The organism is Caballeronia arvi (assembly GCF_001544695.2).
GTDB lineage: Bacteria > Pseudomonadota > Gammaproteobacteria > Burkholderiales > Burkholderiaceae > Caballeronia > Caballeronia arvi.
Genome location: NZ_FCOM02000088.1, coordinates 1 through 20,829, shown reverse-complemented (window position 1 = coordinate 20,829; position 20,829 = coordinate 1). Strand labels below are relative to the sequence as shown.

Annotated in this window: 15 protein-coding genes and 6 pseudogenes; 14 read left to right on the top strand and 7 right to left on the bottom strand. The window is 59.6% G+C overall.

Annotated features, from left to right (window positions below; genetic code table 11):
- The first annotated feature begins 1,156 nt into the window (after positions 1-1,156).
- Positions 1,157-3,157, top strand: a complete 2,001-nt coding sequence (rpoD, locus tag AWB74_RS40445; RefSeq protein ID WP_061152161.1) for an RNA polymerase sigma factor RpoD — start codon at positions 1,157-1,159, stop codon at positions 3,155-3,157.
- Between the two features lie 1,217 nt (positions 3,158-4,374).
- Here the strand turns inward: rpoD and AWB74_RS40435 are convergent.
- The gene (locus AWB74_RS40435; RefSeq protein ID WP_235024881.1) at positions 4,375-4,743 is read right to left on the bottom strand and encodes a helix-turn-helix domain-containing protein; all 369 of its coding nucleotides are present in this window, start codon (positions 4,741-4,743) and stop codon (positions 4,375-4,377) included.
- Between the two features lie 1,231 nt (positions 4,744-5,974).
- Between AWB74_RS40435 and AWB74_RS47855 the strand changes: the two are divergent.
- Positions 5,975-6,449: pseudogene (locus AWB74_RS47855) on the top strand (YihY/virulence factor BrkB family protein); the annotation flags it as partial.
- Between the two features lie 530 nt (positions 6,450-6,979).
- Here AWB74_RS47855 and AWB74_RS40410 read toward each other — a convergent pair.
- Both AWB74_RS40410 and AWB74_RS40405 read right to left on the bottom strand, forming a co-directional pair.
- A complete protein-coding gene (locus AWB74_RS40410) occupies positions 6,980-7,078 on the bottom strand; it encodes a DUF2934 domain-containing protein (RefSeq protein ID WP_087039485.1) in 99 nt (32 codons plus the stop codon).
- A gap of 37 nt (positions 7,079-7,115) precedes the next feature.
- Positions 7,116-7,484 carry a DUF883 family protein gene (locus AWB74_RS40405; protein WP_061152155.1) on the bottom strand — a complete coding sequence of 123 codons (369 nt, stop codon included), beginning with the start codon at positions 7,482-7,484 and terminating at the stop codon, positions 7,116-7,118.
- A gap of 159 nt (positions 7,485-7,643) precedes the next feature.
- Here AWB74_RS40405 and AWB74_RS40400 point away from each other — a divergent pair, with 159 nt between their 5' ends.
- The 3 genes from AWB74_RS40400 (at position 7,644) to AWB74_RS40390 (ending at position 9,420) form a co-directional block, all read left to right on the top strand.
- Positions 7,644-8,228 (top strand): MFS transporter, encoded by a 585-nt coding sequence (locus AWB74_RS40400; protein WP_160110372.1) that lies wholly within the window; start codon positions 7,644-7,646, stop codon positions 8,226-8,228.
- A gap of 36 nt (positions 8,229-8,264) precedes the next feature.
- Positions 8,265-8,612 carry an MFS transporter gene (locus tag AWB74_RS40395; RefSeq protein ID WP_061152153.1) on the top strand — a complete coding sequence of 116 codons (348 nt, stop codon included), beginning with the start codon at positions 8,265-8,267 and terminating at the stop codon, positions 8,610-8,612.
- A gap of 604 nt (positions 8,613-9,216) precedes the next feature.
- A complete protein-coding gene (locus AWB74_RS40390) occupies positions 9,217-9,420 on the top strand; it encodes a cold-shock protein (protein WP_053572711.1) in 204 nt (67 codons plus the stop codon).
- 254 nt (positions 9,421-9,674) lie between these two features.
- Here AWB74_RS40390 and AWB74_RS40385 read toward each other — a convergent pair whose 3' ends face one another.
- Complete coding sequence (locus AWB74_RS40385; RefSeq protein WP_061152152.1) at positions 9,675-9,920, bottom strand: hypothetical protein; 246 nt, start codon at positions 9,918-9,920, stop codon at positions 9,675-9,677.
- A gap of 872 nt (positions 9,921-10,792) precedes the next feature.
- Here AWB74_RS40385 and AWB74_RS40375 point away from each other — a divergent pair.
- The 5 genes and pseudogenes from AWB74_RS40375 to AWB74_RS45380 form a co-directional block, all read left to right on the top strand.
- Positions 10,793-11,461 carry a TetR/AcrR family transcriptional regulator gene (locus AWB74_RS40375; RefSeq protein ID WP_061152150.1) on the top strand — a complete coding sequence of 223 codons (669 nt, stop codon included), beginning with the start codon at positions 10,793-10,795 and terminating at the stop codon, positions 11,459-11,461.
- A gap of 383 nt (positions 11,462-11,844) precedes the next feature.
- A pseudogene (locus AWB74_RS40370) lies at positions 11,845-12,102 on the top strand (HU family DNA-binding protein); the annotation flags it as partial.
- A gap of 368 nt (positions 12,103-12,470) precedes the next feature.
- Positions 12,471-12,824: an SET domain-containing protein gene (locus AWB74_RS40360; protein WP_327363128.1), complete on the top strand. Its 354-nt coding sequence runs from the start codon at positions 12,471-12,473 to the stop codon at positions 12,822-12,824.
- A 264-nt stretch (positions 12,825-13,088) separates the two neighbouring features.
- On the top strand, positions 13,089-14,285 hold the full coding sequence (locus AWB74_RS40355; protein ID WP_061152149.1) for a hypothetical protein: 1,197 nt from the start codon (positions 13,089-13,091) through the stop codon (positions 14,283-14,285).
- Positions 14,286-14,875: 590 nt separating this feature from the next.
- Positions 14,876-15,031, top strand: a pseudogene (locus AWB74_RS45380) (IS5/IS1182 family transposase); the annotation flags it as partial.
- Positions 15,032-15,048: 17 nt separating this feature from the next.
- Here AWB74_RS45380 and AWB74_RS40350 read toward each other — a convergent pair.
- Positions 15,049-16,386 carry an IS4 family transposase gene (locus AWB74_RS40350; protein ID WP_061152148.1) on the bottom strand — a complete coding sequence of 446 codons (1,338 nt, stop codon included), beginning with the start codon at positions 16,384-16,386 and terminating at the stop codon, positions 15,049-15,051.
- 124 nt (positions 16,387-16,510) lie between these two features.
- Here AWB74_RS40350 and AWB74_RS40340 point away from each other — a divergent pair.
- From AWB74_RS40340 to AWB74_RS40330, 4 genes and pseudogenes are all read left to right on the top strand, one after another.
- Positions 16,511-17,005: pseudogene (locus tag AWB74_RS40340) on the top strand (transposase); the annotation flags it as partial.
- A 64-nt stretch (positions 17,006-17,069) separates the two neighbouring features.
- Positions 17,070-17,570, top strand: coding sequence for a transposase (locus tag AWB74_RS48830; protein ID WP_061152147.1), 501 nt, complete (start codon positions 17,070-17,072; stop codon positions 17,568-17,570).
- A pseudogene (locus AWB74_RS48825) lies at positions 17,567-18,559 on the top strand (IS3 family transposase); the annotation flags it as partial. The gene AWB74_RS48830 and the pseudogene AWB74_RS48825, both read left to right, overlap by 4 nt.
- Positions 18,560-18,683: 124 nt before the next feature.
- Positions 18,684-19,478, top strand: a pseudogene (locus AWB74_RS40330) (transposase); the annotation flags it as partial.
- 247 nt (positions 19,479-19,725) lie between these two features.
- On the opposite strand, the gene AWB74_RS46080 reads toward AWB74_RS40330, so the two are convergent.
- Complete coding sequence (locus tag AWB74_RS46080) at positions 19,726-19,908, bottom strand: hypothetical protein (protein ID WP_143749446.1); 183 nt, start codon at positions 19,906-19,908, stop codon at positions 19,726-19,728.
- Between the two features lie 265 nt (positions 19,909-20,173).
- Positions 20,174-20,512 (bottom strand): response regulator, encoded by a 339-nt coding sequence (locus AWB74_RS47845; RefSeq protein ID WP_268811241.1) that lies wholly within the window; start codon positions 20,510-20,512, stop codon positions 20,174-20,176.
- Positions 20,513-20,829 lie beyond the last annotated feature (317 nt).

Here is a 20,829-nt window from a genome sequence, read left to right as displayed (position 1 = left end):
AATGTAGAGCTGCAACCTAACCTGTCACTCAACGCAGGAGAAAGCCGTCGCAAACGGGGGGCGTTCATGTAGACCTCTGTAATGCGGTAGCCAACCCGCGGATATCAGCGTGATCCACCGTCGAGACTTACTGCTACGTCGCCCTCAGGAAATTCAACCAAGATTCAGTTAATCGAATGAAACAAACCGATCCCAATTGACAACACGAAGTCATATCAGCTTTCTCATGACTGCCGGGACCGCCGAATAGCTGCGCGCGCGTCCCCCGTCTTTGACAGTCCGGGCGCAGCGATGCGAGAACAACTTCGAAATCGAGCGCTCCATGGACGGCCCTGAGCGGACTTGTGGAAGGAACAGCGCAAGCGTGCTCGCGCGGTGTCAGGGCAATCCAGAGGCAAGCTGGTACAAGAACTAGCACGACCACGGCAAGACCGATGGTACATCGTCGTTGATCCCTGGTGCGCTGCGAGTTCATCCATGCGCCAATACCTGCTCAGTTGACAGGAGGTCGCGCCGGACATCTCCGTGAGTGTTTTAAACCGCGCGATGTCGCGACAAGCTACGACGTTACTCCGAAGATCTCTCACCGAAAAAGACTGCATCAGCCTCGATACAGTAACGCAGCCAGTGGCCGCGCTGGATCTTCAAATGGGCTAGAGAAAGGCAACGTGACTATTGCGTTCCGCTTTGGGTCGAGGCCCTCAGACCGTGAGATGGGGATCGTACGTTGATATTCATCACTCTGCGTGCCCATCACCTCGCTTCTCCGTTTTCAACGCCAAATGAGTGGACAATGGCATGCTGCCAATCGCAGAGACTTGGAGCCCCTATGTCGCGCATCATCAAGTAGGAAGTGCACCGGGTTCACTATTTCGCCTGAGGGCAACGATGCTTCCCAAGCGATCCGCGCCGCGCTCGTCGAACTCAACCGCTGGCGTCGGCTTGCGCGAGTGCACGCGGCGCGGGTTGATATGTCATCCAAGAGTAGACTCTTGAATTCTGCAAGCCCGTGCACGGGATCCTATTCGGGTTCTTGATCCTTCTAGTCGGGGCACTTGCAGCCGTGGCTGTTTGTGTCAACTCCACTGCGATCTCATAGCCGATGCCTTTGAAGCTTGGTCTCGTCTTTGCCGAGTGAGAGTACGGGAGACAGGGTATGGCAAGTATTGATCGAACAGGCACCGGGGTCGCGGAGGTCGCGTCCGCACGGGAAAAATCGAACCGCCGCGCATCAAAAGACAAGACTGCCGCAGCGGTCTTCGTGACGGGTGCGTCTGGCGCGTTGCACGAGGAGGATTGTCAACGCCAAATGCGCGCACTCATCCAGCTTGGCAAGGAGCGCGGCTACCTCACCTATGCGGAAATCACCGACTTCTTGCCGAACGACTTCCTACAGGACGCTGCGATCGAGCGAATCGTCAGCACCTTCGACGAGATGGGGGTGGCGGTCTACGAGCAGGCGCCCAATGCGCAGACCCTGCTCTTAAACGAGGCAGCGCGAGCGGCCGTCTCCGGCGACCAGACCGACGACGAAGCCGAGGCCATACTTTCGGGAGTCGATTCCGAATTCGGACGAACCATCGATCCGACTCGGATGTACATGCGTGAAATTGGTGCGACCGAATTGCTGACCCGCGCAGGCGAGGCCGAGATTGGAAAGCGAATCGAGGACGGCCTTCACGAAATGATCCAGGCGATCGCCGCGTGCCCGGCGACGGTTTCAACGCTCCTCGCAATCGCCGACCGGGTGAAGGTCGGCGAACTCTTGATCGACGAATTGGTCGACGGGCTCAACGCGGTTTCGACAGCGGACGACCTGCCAGCTCCGGACGCACCGATTTTCGAGGACGTCGACTCGGAAAGCGCCAACGACGACGCCACGGTGAGCGATGAAGGAAGCGCGGTCGCAGAGGTGGATGCTGCTGCAGGGAATGAAGCGCGTCTGCAGCAGCTGGCAAGCGATAGTCTTGCCATCTTTGCGCGAGTTCGGGATTTGTCGAAGGAATTGTTGACAGTCGACCCTGCAGACGTCGCCGGTTCGATCGTCTCTTCCGGCGTGCGTGCAGAAATCCAGCGCGAATTGGGGCATATCCGATTTACGGCTCGAACTATCGACCGCCTGGCCGCCGACGTTCAGCAGCAAGTCGGGAGGGTTCGTGCGTCTGAACGGCGTATTTTGCAGATCGCTGTCGACAGGTGCGGTATGCCGCGCGAGCAATTCGTCGAATCGTTCGTGGGAAATGAGACCGACCTTGGCTGGGTCGAGAAGACGGCAGCCGCAGTCCCCTCGCTCCGTGCCGCATTCGAGCGGAGTCTGCCAGCCATCCAAGCCGAGCAGCGCAAGCTTATCGACATCGAAATCAATTTCGTGCTGCCATTGCAGGACTTGAAGCACGCGAATCGGCAGATGACGGTGGCCGAATCGAAAATTCGACAAGCGAAGCGTGAACTAGTTGAAGCCAACCTGCGCCTCGTGATTTCCATTGCGAAGAAGTACGTAAACCGTGGACTGCCCTTCCTGGACCTTGTTCAGGAGGGCAATATAGGGTTGATGAAGGCAGTCGACAAATTCGAATATCGACGTGGCTGGAAATTCTCCACCTACGCGACATGGTGGGTGCGGCAGGCTGTGACGCGTTCGCTTGCCGACCAGGCGCGCACGATCCGCGTTCCGGTTCATATGTTCGACTTGAGCAACAAGCTTAGTCGGATATCGCGTGAAATCAGACAGAGGACCGGGCAGGAAGCGCATCCAGCGATGCTGGCGGATCGCATGGAGCTGCCGATGGACAAGGTTCTTGAAATTTTGAAGCTTGCCAAGCAGCCGTTGTCTCTGGAGACGCCCACGGGCGAGCATCCTGATGCGACACTCGGGGACCTAATCGAAGATGTCTCAGCGTTGTTACCCGACGAGGCCGCAGTGAATGCCGATCTTTGCGCCGCAGTCGAAGAGGCGTTGAGCACGCTATCGTCGCGCGAAGCCAAGGTCTTGCGAATGCGATTCGGGATTGATACCGCGTCGGACTACACGCTCGATGAGGTTGGCCAGCAGTTCAACGTGAGTCGCGAGCGAATCCGGCAGATCGAGAGCAATGCGATGCGAAAACTGAAGCACCCGACGCATGCAGGAAAGTTGCGCCAATATATCGACCGTTGATCCACGGACGCGCAGAATTTGAACCAACTACCGCACTGTCCCGCTGCGACGCGACCGCTATGTTTTTTTGCAACGCTCGGACGCCTCCAACGCTACATATGTGTAATCGCACTGCATCTCATGGGAGCACTCATCAGACAGTCTGCGAAATCGCGGACGAAGCCGTATAACGACGCAATGCCGTTCAGACGATCTCCGGAGCGTCACTGTCCACTCCGTCGTGCGCAACACTGTTTGTTCACCTACTCGCCATCGACGGGACGGAGCTATCTGGATCGTGCCACTTTCGACCCAAGCTGCGGCGAAGACTGCGGGAATGCGGCTGATCAAGTGATGTCTGGAGTTGAGTACACTGAGAGCCTGCATACGCTGATTGCAACGAGATCAGCGAAAGGCTCAACGTATGAAGTCAAACGTTGCAAATCGCAATCGTCAAGTCCTCCCTCCGTCGCCAGAGGTGCGGAAGCGGACCTCCCTCGAAGCCGATCGTGAGCTTGCTTATATGCAGACAGTGGTGCAGGCGGTTAGCGCATCAACGACAGGTGCGTTGCCCATAAGCGCTTGTTACTGGAGGACACGCCTGCGCGATCTGCGTATCGGCTGCGCATTGCTTCCCGTACAACTTGCTCTGCTGTCCGCGCTCGAACTTTGTGTCGACGATATCGGAACAAGCAACAAGGGAAATCCGACCGAAGGACGCGCGCCGCGTCGCGTAGGTTTGCGGCCCTCATTGATCTATTGAACGTAAATCTGTATGCAATCCCAAGGATTGACACCGCCGGCCGACCGAATGAACTTGCTCCGGCGACGCTTGTCGCCGATGGCAAGCCACCGCCATTAGAATCATGCCTGCTGATACGAGTTATCAGGCATGGAAGCTTCGCAAGGTTCGACGAAAAGCGCCGCTGCGGACGGCTCATACGCGACCAAATCTCGTGTAACCTCAGGAGCGCCGATGTAATAGCAGGCGCGGCAAGCGCTACCGCGCGTCATGGGCGCTGCCGGCCCCGGAAGCGTTGCATCGACCGCGGGTATCCGTGCTGACGGAGCGTCGCACATCGTCGGTGGGCACCGGTCGGCACCGCCGGTCGTTACGCAAGCAGATTAGCGAACCATGGGCTCGTGGCGCTGGACCTGAGAACTTGCTCGGCCGGACACGGCTCACCGCTCACCGCTCACCGCTCACCGTTCATCGGTTACCCATCCCGTCCGCCTGTCTACATAAAGGGGTGAGCGCGAACCATAGTCGTGCGCCTTTCACGGACGTCGATAACAGTTAGGAATGTTGAGTAGCGGTCACAGACGTTCGCTGAATGGTTTATAAAAAAGGCGGCCTGACAGACTTTCGGTGTCACGCCGTTTTGTTGCTTGAACAGGCGTGTGAAGTGCGACTGGTCCGCAAATCCGGTTCGCGCGCCGACCTCGGGAATGGATCTGGCTTCGCGGAGCACCGGCATCGCATTGCGTACGCGCTCTCGCTGCTGAAAGGCATGTTGGCTCAGTCCCGCCTCGCGAACAAAGGCGCGGAGCAGCACGAACGGAGTGACGTCAACGTCGGAGCGAGCGTCGACAAGGTCACCGCGCATGCAAGTCCTCGCGTAGACGGCTCTTAACCGCCCGTATCAGAGCAGGCTCGCTGTGTACGACGGGCATGGACGATTAGTTCTGAAGGTGTATGTCATCGAGTGGTCGATATGGTACCTTCGGGGCGTTTGCACGGGCAGTACATATCAATTCTCGGATGAGTGGACGGGGCCCAACATGCTGTGCAGAGCATTAACCATTCTTCGGAGTTGACCGACCTGCGGAAATATCACGAGATTGTCTCCGGCGTGGGCAATTTCAGCAGGTGGTCGGTTGTGGTCTGTGATACGCTGAATCTAATAAATCACGAGGACGTGTCATGCTCGGGGACGACAAAGATCAGCAGGTCAAACTGCGTATCTACCGAGCGGCCTCAGGCCAGTGGTGGGGGCGCTTGGTCGTCGGCGAAGCGGAGATTGGGCGCGTAGGCTATTGCGACAGCCCGGAGGCCGTGGAACGGGCCGCACGGGAAACGGGCGTGTACCCCGACCACGTTGAGATTTACCCCGAAAATTAGAGCGCCGGTCGCGTGACCGCGAAAGCAAGTCGCCTTGCTTTGACCCAGTGATGCCCTACGACTCTGCAGCACTCTCTCTGGCAGTGATTAACCACCGCGTAGCCGAAAGGACGGCGGAGATTGTCTGTGTCCGCCTGTACCTCGGCACCGCGGGGCTGTCTTTCGGTGATTTTGTAGCTGCGTCTAACGTCGTTGCCGCCTTGGAGCATGATCTAACGCGATGGAAAGCACTTAGCGCGGCTATCCGGGAGGAATGATGGAACAAGACCAAGACGAACCCGTTATCTTGCACATCTACCCGGTACCGGGCGGCCTATGGGGCGGGCGGCTTACAACGGGCGAGGAGGTCATAGGCGAGCTAGGGGCCTTTCAGTCCACAAAGGAAGTCGAGCAGGCCGCCGCAGATACCGGCCTGTACCCGGACCGCACGTTCATAGAGGAATGAGAACGCCCGGAAGTGTCGCCCTCGGGGACGGCCGCGAAAGCGACTCACCTTGTTATGGCGTGTACCCGCTGCGGACGGCGGGGCAAAGGTAACCTCCCGCGCCTCGTAGCTCGCCTCGGGCCGAACTTCGCTATGACAGACCTCGGCGCGGAGCTGGCAGACTGCCCCAACCGTGCCGAAAGCTCGCACGCCGAACGCTGTGACGTGTACTTTCCCGGCCTCGTTGCGGTCTTCCAGGAGGACTAGCTAGACGCGAGGCATTCCCGTTGTGCTTTCGGTGATCTGGCCCAAGGACGACAAGAAGGCATCGAGCGTCGCCATGCTCGTGAAGGTGCGACTGATCTCGTTCGGCCTCGTCATGGGCGTGGCATTTCTTCTAATGGCTCGCCGCTCGTGATCATTGGCGACATCGTGCAGTTGGTGCTGGGGCTCGTGATTCTCTCCTGCGCTTTTGCCGCACTGATGCACTGATGAAGTATTTGCCCGATGGTCACGTGCCGTGGGGCGATGCGCTCGTCGGCGGCGCCATTTCGGCGGTGCTGTTTTCGGTGGGGAAGAAGCTCTTCGCGTTGTATCTCACCCATGCCGGAACGGCAAATGCCTTCGGCGCCGCAGGCTCGTTGGCCGTGCTGTTGATGTGGCTGTATTTTGCCACCGCCGTCCTGTTACTGGGCGCGGAGGCGGCTGCGTCGCGACTGGAACAACGAGAGGGCGCCACCGACCGCGCGCCGGACGCTTCGCAACCGACGCAACCGACGCAACGGACGCCCGCGCCGCTCCACGCCATTCTCGCGGCCAACGATGGCAGCGCGTCCGCACGGCCGCACGTGACTGCGAGCACGCCCGAGCGTGCGCCTGCGCCGGTCGCGCGCCACGCGCTTGAACCCGGCGGTACGACATGGACTCGCCTTCTGGCGAAGGGCATAAGTGCTGCGAAGGTAAATCCGAGCCGTGTCGCCATCGCGGCTGCAGGCGCGGGGCTCTTCGTTTTGACAAAGGGAAACCATCGCGCGCCCAGGAAGCGGTAACTACCGTTTCCGCGCGATGTTCGAACCGGCGGGCCCGGACCGCGGCGAGCTCGGCGCCGGTCGGTCGTTCTGTACGTCGCCGTGTTGTCGCGTCCGAGTAAGAGACACGGGAAGCGCAGCCGCTCCGTGGCGGTATCACGGCACCGGCCGCGCGCGTCGCTGCGTCGCTAAATTACGGAGACCGGCGGCTGCACTGCGGAAGCGTTGGCGCCCATTCTCGGCTCGCTCGCGGAGCTGCTCCTGCGTCTTCATCCAGAGTCGGAAGAGCGGCCTTCCGGACTACCGGCTTCCTCCCGCAGCCGATAGGCGAGCGTGCGGATCTGCTCTTCCGTCGCCGAAACATTCATGTGCTTCTCGTCCAAGCATGAGTTCACTGCCGTTCGGTCAACGCGAGACCAGCATTCCGACCACGAGGCCGGCCAGCGCGGCCATCGTGATTGCCTTCCACGGATGCTCGTGCACGAAATCGTCTGTCGAGTCGGAGGCGACTCGGTACTGTCTGACGACCGCATCCTGTACGTCCGCGAACTTGTTTTTCACGTTGGCGCTCGCATCGCTTGACGATGATGCGTTGCCATTCGCGTCCCAGGACCGCGACGCCTCGCGAAAATGGCCGTATCCGGATTTCGCCGCTGACGTGTTGTCGCCTTGACTCGCAGCAACGTTCTCGCTTGTCGGGAATTCGTAGGCATGATCGGACCGTTCGGTCTTGAGCGAATTGACAGTCTCGGGTGCGTGTTCGTTGTCAGCCATGTTTGCTCCGACCGTCCGGCCACGACGCCGCAAACGGCGTGCCGCAGTTGAAGCGTTGCGCGAGCGATCAGCCATCGCGCCTGTTTCCTCAGCTCAAGCTCAGGAGCGATTCCTGCACAGCCGCGAAAAAAGCGCATGCTCGCAAACATGGAAAACGATGTGAACCCCGTGAAACGCCCGACGCTTGAACTCGGCGTGATGCGCGCGAAAGGCTTCGTGCCGCTCTGGACGGCGGGCGCGGACTCAACCTCGATGATGTGGCTCGAAATGCTCGCGGCTGCCTTGTTCACGTTCAGGGCGACGCATTCGTCCGTCGACGTCGCGGTGGTTTCCGCCTGCCGGAGCGTTCCGCTTCTGCTGAGCGGCGCGGTCATGGGCGTGGTGGCCGATGCATTGGACCGCAGGAAAATCGTGCTCTTCGGTCTGCTGCTCGCGGGCGCTTCGTCGGGAAGCGTCGCTGTTTTGTCAATTCTCGAGGTGCTGTCGACGTGGCACCTCTGCGTCGCCGCGCTCGTGAGCGGCGTGGTGTACGCGACCGAGATGCCCGCGCGTCGGCGCATGATCGCGGAAGCGGCGGGCGCCGCGATGGCCTCGCGCGCCGTCGCCATCGACAGTATGACCAGCTACGCGACACGATGCGTCGGTCCTGTGTTCGGTGGCTGGATCTACGGAACGCTCGGCGTCTCCACGTTGTATCTACTTTCCGCAGCGGCATCGTTTTGCGCTGCCGCGTTCATCGCGTGACTATCGTCGGTCGAGATGCCGTCAGGACGGCTCTCCTTGGCAAGGATTCGCAAAGACCTCGTCGAAGCGTCGCAGTACGCGCGCGGCAACGGCATGATCATGACGCTGCTCCTCGTGACGATCGTCACGAACCTGTGCGGATACAGCTATAACGTATTGTTGACGCCGCTGGGAAGGGAGACGTTCACCATGTCTGCGCTGATGATCGGTGTGCTGTCATCGGCGGAACCGGCGGGGTCGCTCGTCGCCGGAGCGATCATCGGAAGCGTTCGCATGGACGGACGCCCCCTCAACTGGTTGATAGCCGGATCGGCCTTGTTTTTCGCTGCGATAGCGATCGCCGGGGCCGCTGGCTTTCTCAAAGTCTCAATCGGCGGCTTATAACATTCACCAGACGACTATCGTGATTGAGTCTGTGCCCAGCGCAATGCGTAGCCGCGTGTTTGGGCTGGTGACGGTCGGTATCGGATGCTGGCCGATCGGAACGCTGCTGGCGGGCCTCATTGCGGAAGTACTGAGCCCGGCGGGAGCGCTGCTCGCGTTGGGCCTTGCAGGTCTTGTCGGTAATGGCCTGCTGACACATCGCACGATGTGTTGCAGTTCGCGCCGATAGCAGATTCGCGGCACGCGCCTTACCTCTCGACAGCAAAGTTCGTTTTCTGTCTGAATGACACAGAGGACCTTTTACCCGCTGGTTGCTCAACACGTTGCTACCTCAGGGATGTTTCGCATACTTCGATCCTGCCTGTCGTTATTTCCGAATAGGGTGACCCGCTTTCAAAGCATGAGCAAAATTGCGCCACCTCTCCCTTCGCTCCGATAAAGTGACGCTAATATATGTCGAATCTGATAGATGTTACACATCGTCTATAACGTTATTTTCCTTTTAGCCCGAATTGCTGATTGCCTTCGCGTCCATGCGCGGCCAAGATAGCGGCGGCGTTCGCGAGGGCGACGCCGTGTTTTTACTTTTAAGGTCAAACTGAAAATGGCAACTGGTACGGTTAAGTGGTTCAACGACGCAAAGGGTTTTGGTTTCATCACTCCGGATGCAGGCGGCGAAGACCTGTTCGCACACTTCTCGGAAATCCAGTCGAACGGATTCAAGTCGCTCGCCGAAGGGCAGAAGGTGACTTACGACGAGAAAATGGGCCCGAAGGGCAAGCAGGCTTCGAACATCAAGCCGGCGTAAGTTGTCGCGCCCGATGGTGCGGGAGCTGTCCGGTGGCATCATCGTGAGCGCCTGACGCGGGTCCGCAAAATTGCGCATCAGGCCGTCGAGCACGGCTGCGCTCCACAGGTCCTGCTCGATGCGCAACGCCTCTCGCCTGCGCTGCACCGCCGCCGCTGACTCGTCAACGATTTCGGCACGGCGCACGAGGACCGCTTCCAAGTGCTGGTCCGGCCGATACAGCCTGCACCGATCCAACCGGTTCCGCGTGACCGCTACTCGAGCACCGCATGCTGGAGATGATCGGGCACGAGCGGATCGAGCGGCACCGCCGCGCATTGGTCCGGCTTGCCTGTCGAATGCAGGCTGCACAAGCCGTCGTCCGCGAGCGCGGGACAGCGTCCGGCCGAGGGGTAATCCCGCAGCCAGAAACGCGCGGCGTCCCCGGCGCTCATCGCGACGAAGCTCGCCGTGTCGAGCGCATCGTAGAGCTTTGCTTGATCGATACGGCGAACTTTCAATTTGAAGCGATTGCCACGCGATGTCCGCGAGCGTCGGATGCAGGCCCGCGCTGTCCTTCAGCGTTGTTCCATTGCTGGACCAGACTGTCGATGATCGACGGATTCTGCGCCGACACGTCGTTGTTCTCGACGCGAACGGACTGAAAATCGAACGGCTGCCAATGGCCATCGGCGGGGCCGGTCGGCTTGCGAACCGCATGAACAGGATTTCCTCGGCTACAGGCTTGGTACTCGCCCTTGGCTTTCCGTGAGCCTGCGTACGCTGATTGCAAGGAAATCAGCGAAAGGCCCTACGTATGAAGGCAAATGTTGCAAATCCCATCCGTCGAATCCGCCCGCCGTCGCCCGAGGCGCGGAAACGGACTTCCCCCGAAGCCGATCGTGAACTTGCTCATATACAGGCAGTAGTGCGGGCAGTGAGGGCATCAAAGACAGCTGCGTTGCCCATAAGCGCTTGCTACTGGAGGGCACGCCTCCGTGATCTGCGTATCGGCTACGCATTGCTTCCCGTACAGCTTTCTCTGCTGTCTGCTCAAGTTTTGTGTCGACGATATCGAACAAGCAAAAAGGGAGATCCGCCCGAACCACGCGCGCCGCGTGGCGTAGATTCGCGGCGCCCATTGATCTATCGAACGGAAATCTGTATGCAGTACTTATGAGTAGAACCGCCGGCCGACCGAATGGACTCGCTCCGGCGACGCTTGTCGCCAATGGCAAGCCACCACCATTAAACTCAAGCGTGCTAAATACGAATTATCACCATTGAAACGACCTCGTCGACGCAAAACGAAACGCGCCGGACGCGCCGGGGGCCAGCCGTGAAGCGCTTAGCGCATAATCCCGGTGTCAGCTGCATCGCGGAGGCTGCGACCATGACCGAACCGAGAACCAAAAGAGACCCCGAGGGCACGCGTCGACGCATTCTGGAGGCCGCGACACAACAGTTTTCGACCTACGGACTTTCCGGAGCCCGCGTCGACGCCATCGCAACGGCCGCAGATACCAACGAGCGGATGCTCTATTACTACTTCCAAAGCAAGGAAGGCCTGTATGTCGCGGTCCTCGAGGCGATGTATGCGGAATTTGCGCGTCATGAGGTGAGCCTTGACCTTGCGGGACTGCAGCCTGCCGCCGCGATTCGAACGCTTGCGCTTTCCATCTGGGATTACTTCCGGGCGAACCCAAGATGGTTGAATCTCGTCAACAACGAAAATCTGCATGAAGGGCGATACCTCGAGCGGTCGCCGAAACTGACCGAGGCAATTTCGCCCGTGATCGACTTGTTGCGCGCGACGTTGGCGCGCGGGGCCGCCACGGGGGATTTCCGGGCCGATGTGGACGCGCTGGATTTCTACGTGACGCTGGCCGCAATGGGCTACTACTTGGTTTCCAATCGGTTCACCCTGAGAGCGTTCATCGGACGGGACTACACCGAAGCGTCGGCTATCGAGGGGGTGACTGAGATGCAAGTCAAGATGCTGATTGCATATTTGCAGCCGGCGTCGCCGGGCGCATCGCCTTCAGATTTCATGTACCCATGATTGCCGCCTCGATCGCAGCGGCAGTGACTTCCGGGGACGACGCCGACCCAAGATCGACGGAAGGACCGTTGCCGGAGGTGCCGGGGCGCGGCGACTTCAGAACAGAAGCAGAAACTGGTCCGCAATGGTTGGTCGCTATGCTGACAAGGCGCAGGCGATGTGTCAGCCAAGGCGATCGACCCCGATACACCGCAGGAGCGACAGCGCCTGGAGCGCGCGCGACCCGAACAGCGCCATCTGTTGCATCGATGTCGGTCATCGGCCAGCCACTAACGCGCGGCCTCCCGACGTCACGGCAGCGCATATCGCTCGATACGGTTTTCGGCACTCGGCCGCCGCTTTCGTTCGGTAAGATGGCGGTCAGTCCAGAATAGGAGAATGCAATGAACAAGCAGGACCTGCTCGACGCGGTGGCGTCGCAAACCGGAAACACCAAGGTGGCGGTCGACGAGACGCTCACCGCAGTGTTGGCGACGATCACGAAAGAGGTGAGCGCGGGGCGCGCGGTGCAGTTGGTCGGGTTCGGTAGCTTCGGCCCCGGCGAGCGCGCGGCACGCACCGGTCGCAACCCGCAGACCGGCGAGGCTGTCGAGATTGCTGCTGCGAAGACGGTCAAGTTCACCGCCGGCAAGGCCTTCAAGACGCGGTCAACGCTTCTTGACGCCTCGAGGCTTCAGGCGTGCGCGAATGCCCGCGGCCGGATCAGAACAACTGGCTTTCGAGCGGAAGTAGATTGGCCAGCTTGACGGCCGTCAGGCGCTCACGCCCATCGGGATGAATCGAGCGGATCATGACGCGCTGACCGCGCGCTTCACCTAAAATCTCGACGATGCGATCGCGGTCACGCGCCAGCGTGCCGCGTGACGATTTTCGCTTCGTGCGACGGCGAGTCGATGAGGGCATAAGCGAGCGGTAGCAGGTGTCGCTTCGATTATGCCAAGCTTTTCGCCTGCCGCGCGTATCCGTTGACGTACACCGGCACACCGACAACTAGGCACTCCCTATCTCTATGCGTCGCTTCTTCGTTCGTCGCTCGCCTGTTCACGGACGCGGCGTGTTTGCAGTGGCCCGAATCAGCGCGGGCGAGACACTCCTTGAATACAAGGGCAAGCTCATCTCGTGGGCAGCGGCCCAGCGTCGCTATGAACGCTCGGCGGCGGAAGACGGCCATACGTTCTTCTTCGAGCTTGATGACGGGCGCGTGATCGACGGGGCGCAGGGCGGCAACTCGGCGCGTTGGGTGAACCATAGCTGTGAACCAAACTGTGAAGCTGAGCAACAGGGCAGTCGCGTCTTTTTTCAAGCGCTTCAAGATATCGAACCGGGCGAGGAGCTGTTCGTCGACTATCGGCTCTTCGTGTAAGGCCGCAAGACCTTAGCGCTGAAAAGGCTCTACGCCTGTCGGTGCGGCGCGGCGCGGCACGGTGCCGGGGCACCATGTTGGCGCTTTAAATAGGATACATACTGGCGGCTGATTGGAACGCCGCGGCAGGAAGCGGCAAATCAGTTTGGGATCGTCAAAGCGGAAGCGAAGCGGCATCGCACTTTGCAATGTTCGTCATCGGCGTCGAGATTTGTTATCCGCATCGCTGTCCTCTCAATGCTGTTCTTAGTGTGGTCAAGTCGCATGCCAGCACATAAATGGACTTTCGCTTCTCGCTTCAGACGATCGGCGTTCGGGTGGCGATCGGCGCTGCCGATCCAGCGCATCAAGGAAGCGATATCTGAAATTCGCTCTGCTGCCCGCATTAACCCGGTGCTGGGCGCCGAGGGCGCGGTCCTGCTGCTCGAAAAATTGTCGCCGGCACTCGAGCAGGTGGACAGTTCCTCGGGCGCTTTGGGTAGCGCCGTCAATCGCGCAATCGATGCGCTGGTGCCGGTGATCGCCGCGGCCGACGTGCCGCGTGCGGTGCGGGAGCGCTGGTTGGAACGTCTGTTCGAAGCATTACAAGAGGACCAGATGCCGTACATCGAGAGTTTGGGCGAACATTGGGGCACTTTATGTGTCACTCCCGAGCTCGCTTCTCGATGGGCAGATCAATTGCTGCCGCTCACCCGGCATGTTGTTCAGGCGGACGAGCATGGATTTTTCGTCGGGACGATACCTTGTCTGAGCGCATTACACGCGGCCGGCCGCTTCGATGAGGTGCTGGAGCTTGTCGCATGCGATCGACTCAAATTCTGGTGGTATCGTCGGTGGGCGGTCGAGTCCCTCGTTTCGCTCGGTCGCCCAGGCGACGCGGTCAGTCTGGCGGAATCGAGCCGTGGACTCAACGCTCCAGAAGGCGACATCGCACGGCGTTGCGAGGCGATTCTTCTCGACTGTGGGATGGCCGAGGAGGCTTATCAGCGATACGCGCTCGCCGCCCATCGGGCAGGGACCTACCTTGCGACCTTTCGGGCAATTGCGAAGAAGTATCCCGATCGTGCGCCGCAAAGCATTCTTGCCGATCTCATTGATTCGGAGCCTGGCTCGCAAGGCAAATGGTTCGCCGCAGCGAAAGACGCGGGCTTGCTGGATATCGCGCTTTCGCTTGCGAACGATCACCCGACGGATCCGAAAACGCTCACGCGCGCGGCGCGCGATTTTGCGATGAAGCAGCCGCCATTCGCAATGGCCTGCGGACTGTGCGCTTTGCGATGGATGGATGCCGGCTACGGTTACGAGATAGCGCCTATCGACGTGCTCGACGCCTACGATGCGACGGTCAAGGCCGCGACGGCAGCGGGCGTTTCGGCGACGGACGTGCAGGCTCGCGTGCAACAACTCGTCGGAGGATCTTCCTCGTTAATCGCGAAGGTGCTCGCAACACAACTGGCCTGACCTAGGCGCTGCGGCCCCGACGAATGGGCGGCTGCGTTGAAATCGACGCGCGACCGCGTCAGAGCAATACTGCTTTGTGCAGTAGCTCGAGTGCCGTCAACTCATCTAGTCGACCTGTGCGTGCTTTGCCCGCCAGCGTCCCCAGCGCGATGTTGCTCGGCAATAGTTAAGGGCGTAAATAACATGCGCATCGCGGACCCGGTGCCTTCCAACAACAATCCTTGGACCAGCGCGCGAAGCCAACGTGCAAACGACAATGTACTCAGGAAGAAACTTCGGATATAGCGAGTGTCGAGCAGTTGAGAACGATCGCAAGCGCGCGACAATAATGACCTGAGATTGGCGGTCGCAGAGGTATGGATGTGCAGAACAACAACCTTGAGGCAGCTTAGGATAGGCGCCGCCCCAACGTCAGTACAGCCGAAATCGACTCCAGCTCTCAACGTTCGAATGACCGGTTGCTGAGGCCGAGTTGCCGTCTGCATGTCCGAGCTAGGCTCCGGACGACGGTCTCTTACTGGCCCAGATTGTGTCAAAACGCATTTTTGGAGCGCTAGAATTTCGCTATCCAACGGTGGGGGATGCGCAAAATGAAGCGTTTCGTTCGAGGCGACGATCGTAACCAGAGCTTTCTCCTTCCCGAAGCGCTTGATGACTACGTGACGGACACAAATCCGGTCCGCGTTATCGATGTCTTTGTAGAAGAACTTGATCTTAATGATCTCGGGTTCGAGGGAGTACAGCCCATTTGATTACACATAAGTCAGTCGCCCAGTTCTCGGGCGTATCTGAGGCCGGCGGCGAAATCTGTCACTCGCTGCAGGCCTTGCCAGATAGTCTTGACTCCAGGTTCGCCGTCGCCTTTGCGCGCCAAGAAGCCGCCGAGCATGGCGACCAAGCGCACGACCTCATTCAGACGCGGTGAGCTCTTCGGTGGTTTCTTCTTGTTGAGAATGAATGCCGCTCGCCATTCATCGTGCTCGAACAGCAGTGCTGCATCCAGGTCGGGGCAAGTTCGACCCAGTCGCATCAACCGAGCGATGCGCCATGCCACCACCATGAACAGCGCCAAGGCACGCTCAAGCCGTGCCATCGATGCGAGTTGCAACGCCTCGACCCGACAGCCGTTCTTGAGCACATGAAAGAATAGTTCCACCTCCCAGCGCGCGCGGTACCAGTCGATAAGCTGCGCGGCCGCGTCAAGGTCGTTCACCTCGCGATTACTCAGCAGTCGCCATTCAATCGGCTTGACGCCTGCCGGCGGGTCGACCTCGCGGGCGACGATGCAAGTGGCGCTCACCACGCCGCCTGCAGCGTCAGACAACGCGACGCGTTGCGCCCACACCTGCTGCCGTACCGCGCGCGCTGGCTGAGCCTGACGGGCTGCCAGCGTAAAGTGAATCCTGCCCGCTGGCTCACCCGAAGTCACTTGGTCCCACAGCTTGCCGCCGTCAGGCAAGGTGCGATTGTGCTGCGAGCGCAGTAACCAATCCGCCGGGTGGCCCAACTCCTTTGCTTTGACCATCAGCGCCATGATGTCCGATTCCCGGTCAGCCACATAGACCAGTCGCGTGGCAGGCAGTGCGGCCGCTTGTTCGGCAACCCGCTCATATCCTTCGGTCCAGCGGGTGCTTTCCTTGATGCCGGGGCGCACGCCATCCGCCCCCTTGGACTCGCGCGCCCACATGTACGCGTCAAGCACCCCCAGCGGTTCGCGCGATGGCGTCACCGCGTAAGTCGGGTGCAGATACAGCCCGCGTTGCGCTTCATACGACAGCGGACCCAAGCCTGCGATGGTCTGGCCGTTAAAGTCCAACTGCGTGGTGTCCTGAATACATAGCACTACTTCGCACGCCCGCATCCGTTCGGTCGAATTCTGCCAATGTGGCGCCATGATGTCGCGCCAATCCAGCTCCTCTTGCGCCAGGAAGCGATACGCTGCCGCCGTTTCCGCCCAGCCGCCGCATGCGTTGGGGATGCTTGCCGTCGGCTTCTCCGCCAGCCGCTCAGCCAGTAGCACGGCGCGCTTGTTCAGGCGTTCGTCGCCCAAATCGATGCCCTTGAGTTCTGCCGCCGCCCAGCTCGATTTCTCTTGCGTCATGTGCCGCCCAAAATGCAAGAGTTAACGCCAGTCCGAAAGAGTTTACAACCCCATCCGCTATGTCATTGACCGTAAACGACTTTTCGCGGCGCGCCACTGTCACGACTTATGTGTAATGAGGTGAGTACAGCCTGCCTTGACTGGAAGACCGGCTTATCATCCTGAGGTGATGCTTAAGATCTATATCTACGGGTATCTCAATCGCATCCAGTCCAGTCGTCGTCTTGAACGCGAAGCGCAGCGAAACATCGAGCTGATGTGGCTCACTGGTCGGCTGGCACCGGACTTTAAAACCATAGCTCGGTTCCGTAAAGACAACGGCAAAGCTATCCGCAACGTCTGCCGTCAGTTTGTGATGCTATGCCAACGTCTGGACCTTTTCGCTGATGCAATCGTCGCGATCGACGGCAGCAAGTTCAAGGCGGTGAACCATCGCGATCGCAACTTCACGAGCGCCAAGCTCGAACGGCGCATGCGCGACATCGAATCAAGTATTGCTCGGTATCTTCAGGCGATGGACACAGCCGATCGTCAGGAACCTGCAATCGCGAAGGCCAGGATAGAGCGACTGCAGGACAAGATTGCAGCGTTGAAGGAGCAGATGCAACGTCTCAAGGAGACCCCCGGCGTCATAGTAGTTGTCGCCTCTGAACTTTCTTGTCAAGAAGAGTCAGAGGTACAAGTTGAAGGCGAAACAAACGTATTCTGTTGAGTTCAAAGAGTTGGCACTGTCGAAGGTCCTGCAGCGCGGTGACCGAACAGTTGGAGCGGTGGCCGACGAATTGAACGTGAACGTACTGACATTGAGGAAATGGATGAGAGGGGCCGCCGCCACAAACCGGAACTCGAGCTCCGGACAGGCAAGACGTCCGGAAGATTGGTCGCTGGAAGAACGGCTGATGGCCTTGCAGGAGAGCCACGGGTTGGTCGACGAAGCGTTGAACGGCTGGTGTCGCGAGCGCGGCCTGTTCGCGCATCATCTCGCGCAGTGGCGAGCGGATTTTTGCAGCGTCGGTGGGACTGGGATCCGGCGCGAGAGCGCCCAGGAAGTGCGTGATCTGAAGCAGGCCAATCTCGAGTTGCAGCGCGAACTCAAACGCAAAGAGAAAGCGCTGGCTGAAGCTGCGGCGCTATTGGTGCTGCAAAAAAAGCACCGTGCGCTGTTCGGGGGCGAGGCCGAATGACGGTCCCTGAAGAGCGCAAGGCATTGATCGGCCTGATCAGCGAGGCGACTCTGGCCGGGGCTCGCCAGGCCCGTGCGTGCAACATTCTGGGGCTCAGTGCCCGAACGGTTCAGCGCTGGCAGCGCGGCGAACCTGATGCGGTGGACGGGCGCTCGTTACGGCACCATGAGCCGCGTCACAAGCTCTCTGCCGACGAACGCGCCGAGCTTCTGGCGATCGCGAACTCGCCCGAATTCGGTCATCTGCCGCCAAGCCAGATCGTGCCTCGACTGGCAGATCAGCAACGCTATTTCGCCTCGGAATCGACGTTCTACCGGGTCCTGAAGGCCGAGAAGCAACTCGCCCATCGGCGCAGCGAACGGCCGGCACAGGCACGCAGCAAACCCCGTTCAGTTTGCGCCGATGCACCGAACCAGTTGTATAGCTGGGACATCACACACCTGCCGACCACGGTTCGTGGGCAGTATTTCTACTTGTATCTGTTTCTGGATGTGTTCAGCCGCAAGATTGTCGGCTGGCAGGTCTATGCCGAGGAAAGCAGCGTGCTGGCCAGCGAAGTTCTCAGGGATCTCTGCGCGCGCGAAGCGATACGGCCCGCCCAGGTGATTCTGCATTCAGACAACGGAGGCCCGATGAAAGGCGCGACGATGCTCGCCACCCTTCAGGCGCTGGGCGTCATGCCGTCGTTGAGCCGCCCGAGCGTGAGCAACGACAACCCTTACTCCGAGTCGTTGTTCAAGACCCTGAAGTACCGACCTGCTTATCCGCTCAAGGCATTCGATACCCTGTTTGCCGCGCGCACGTGGGTCGGCGCACTGGTGCGCTGGTACAACGAGGAGCATCGTCACAGCGCGATCCGGTTCGTCACGCCCGCGCAGCGTCATGCCAACCTCGATCAGGACATACTGGATCGACGCGCGGCGCTCTACGAGCACGCCCGCCAATGCAATCCGCTTCGATGGAAAGGCCGTACGCGCAACTGGCAACGGTCGATGCTGTGCACCTGAACCCGGATCGAATCGATAACCGGAGCGACGCCCCACAACACCGACATCAAGACAGAGAGGCTGCCTGAAATCTAATCGTTGAGGCGACAACTACCTTGAAAATTTCCGGGAGATCGAGGTCCAACTCAAGGTGGCACCCGACGGACAGATATCGCTCACCGATCCGGATGCGCGTTCGATGAAGACGCGAGGAACGGGAGTCGTCGGCTACAACGTACAAACGGCCGTCGACACGAAGCACCATCTAATCGTCGCGCACGTCGTCACTAACGATGGTATTGATCGCGATCAGTTGACATCGACGGCCAAGCTTGCTCGTGCTGAAATGGGCGTCGACAAAATCACTGCTGTTGCGGATCGTGGCTATTACAAGAGTGAAGAGATACTCGCATGCCACGAGGCTGGAATAACGGTGTTTGTTCCGAAGTCGGTGACCTCGATGGCCACTGCTGATGGCCGCTTCGGGAAGGATGACTTCATTTACAACGCGAAGACGAACGAATATCGATGCCCGGCTGGGGAGAGACTCATTTGGCGATTCTCGACCATTGAGCGCGGCTTGAAGATCAGTAAGTACTGGAGTTCGAATTGCCAACAATGTCCGTTGAAGGAGAGCTGCACTCCTAGTCCTCAACGTCGCGTGGCTCGTTGGGAACACGAAGCCGTTCTTGAGGATATGCAGACGCGACTCGATCATGCGCCTGAGATGATGCGGATCCGGCGACAGACCGTCGAGCACCCGTTTGGCACGATCAAGGCATGGATGGGAGCCACTCATTTCCTGACTCGAACCATTGAGCGGGTAAGTACGGAAATGAGCTTGCATGTTCTTGCATATAACATCAAGCGAGTGACTAAGATACTTGGTTCAGAAGTTGTTATGAAGGCGATACGGGCGTGATGGCCGCAGGAGTTGCTAATCCTCGGCAATAAAGTTTGCCGGTGACTTTGAATTCGGCACGTGCACGAAAGACGCGACTTGCGCCGAGACAGCGATTCGTCAATTCGAGTGGCTGTGCGTTTTGACACGGTCTGGGCCGAACCGAGCCGAATGATGACAAGTGGATACAGGCAGCACGCGGTTCGATTCTTTTCGATGCATGCGGCAGTGGAGTTCCTCGGACATCGGCCCCTGGCCTGCAACTGCATCAGGCCGCTCCCGGCCACCCGACACCAGAGTTTGCCATGTGCGCGATCGGCGCACGGTCGGGGCGAATGCGATACACATAGTGACGAGCGATGTCGACGGCATGCTTGCGATCGTGCTGCTTACCCGAGCGATTGGCGTAGGTCGTTCCGAACGGTTCATTGGCGTAGCAGATGCTGGTCACAGCAGCTGTTCGGCGTTGCGCTCGCCGGACTCCACACCGCATTCCCGGATGTGGCGCGACTCCACGCTGAAGAAAGGCAGGCCGATCGGTCTGCCACTGCAGACACAACCTCGCCCTGCGACGCGCTTCGGGAGCTAGGCGTTGTCGCCCTTGACTCCCCACCCCGGCAAAAGCGCTCCATCGGACCTGGCGCTGGTCTCGATTGCACTCTCGGGAAGCTTGTGGGTGACAGATGGGCGATGCATCTCCTGCCGGCATTAACCGCTCACGCGTCGTCCTGGCGCGTTTTGCGAAGTGCTGCCTCCAACTGGTCAACTGTGTAAGGTTTGCGAAGGCTCTGCCAAGGGAAGTCGCCGGCATTGTTGTCTTGAATAGTGTCCCCGGAGGCGAAGATGACCGAGATGCCCTTGTGTACCTTCGCTATGCGCCCCGCTAATTCGATGCCCGAAATGTCGGGCAGGCGCACGTCGGTGAGTAGCACGTCGAACGCCGCATTGTCGATCGCGTCAAGTGCGGCCTTCGCGCCGGGCGCGGTGGTGGGACGATGCCCCAGCATTCGCAGCAGTTCACTCACGGCATCGCGTGTCGGCTCGTCATCGTCCACGACGAGGACGCGAAGAGCGATTCGCGCGGCGCGCGAAGTGCTTGCTGAGAGGGCGTTCGTTTCGCCTTCGAGAGGCTGTCCTTCAGAGCCCAGGACCTGTCGGACCTTATATGCGAGTTCTGTGCGACTGTATGGCTTGCTGATAAGCTCAACACCAGGGTCGAGGCGGCCACCATGAAAAATTGCGTTCTGCGTGTACCCCGAAGTGAACAGGACGCGCAAATGGGGCTGCAGTTGAACTGTAGTGGACTAGACTAAATCTGACAGTGGTCGGTTTTCTCGTGCGGGCGCGCGTTGACGCGGAGGGCGTTTAGCCC

Bases quoted from the DNA above. Each gene is read 5' to 3' on its own strand.
- AWB74_RS40390 (WP_053572711.1), top strand. From the start codon at position 9,217: ATGGCAACTGGTACGGTTAAGTGGTTCAACGACGCAAAGGGTTTTGGT.
- rpoD (WP_061152161.1), top strand. From the start codon at position 1,157: ATGGCAAGTATTGATCGAACAGGCACCGGGGTCGCGGAGGTCGCGTCC.
- AWB74_RS40350 (WP_061152148.1), bottom strand. From the start codon at position 16,386: ATGACGCAAGAGAAATCGAGCTGGGCGGCGGCAGAACTCAAGGGCATC.
- AWB74_RS40410 (WP_087039485.1), bottom strand. From the start codon at position 7,078: ATGAATGTTTCGGCGACGGAAGAGCAGATCCGCACGCTCGCCTATCGG.
- AWB74_RS40405 (WP_061152155.1), bottom strand. From the start codon at position 7,484: ATGGCTGACAACGAACACGCACCCGAGACTGTCAATTCGCTCAAGACC.
- AWB74_RS40435 (WP_235024881.1), bottom strand. From the start codon at position 4,743: ATGCGCGGTGACCTTGTCGACGCTCGCTCCGACGTTGACGTCACTCCG.
- AWB74_RS40355 (WP_061152149.1), top strand. From the start codon at position 13,089: ATGCCAGCACATAAATGGACTTTCGCTTCTCGCTTCAGACGATCGGCG.
- AWB74_RS40360 (WP_327363128.1), top strand. From the start codon at position 12,471: ATGCGTCGCTTCTTCGTTCGTCGCTCGCCTGTTCACGGACGCGGCGTG.
- AWB74_RS40375 (WP_061152150.1), top strand. From the start codon at position 10,793: ATGACCGAACCGAGAACCAAAAGAGACCCCGAGGGCACGCGTCGACGC.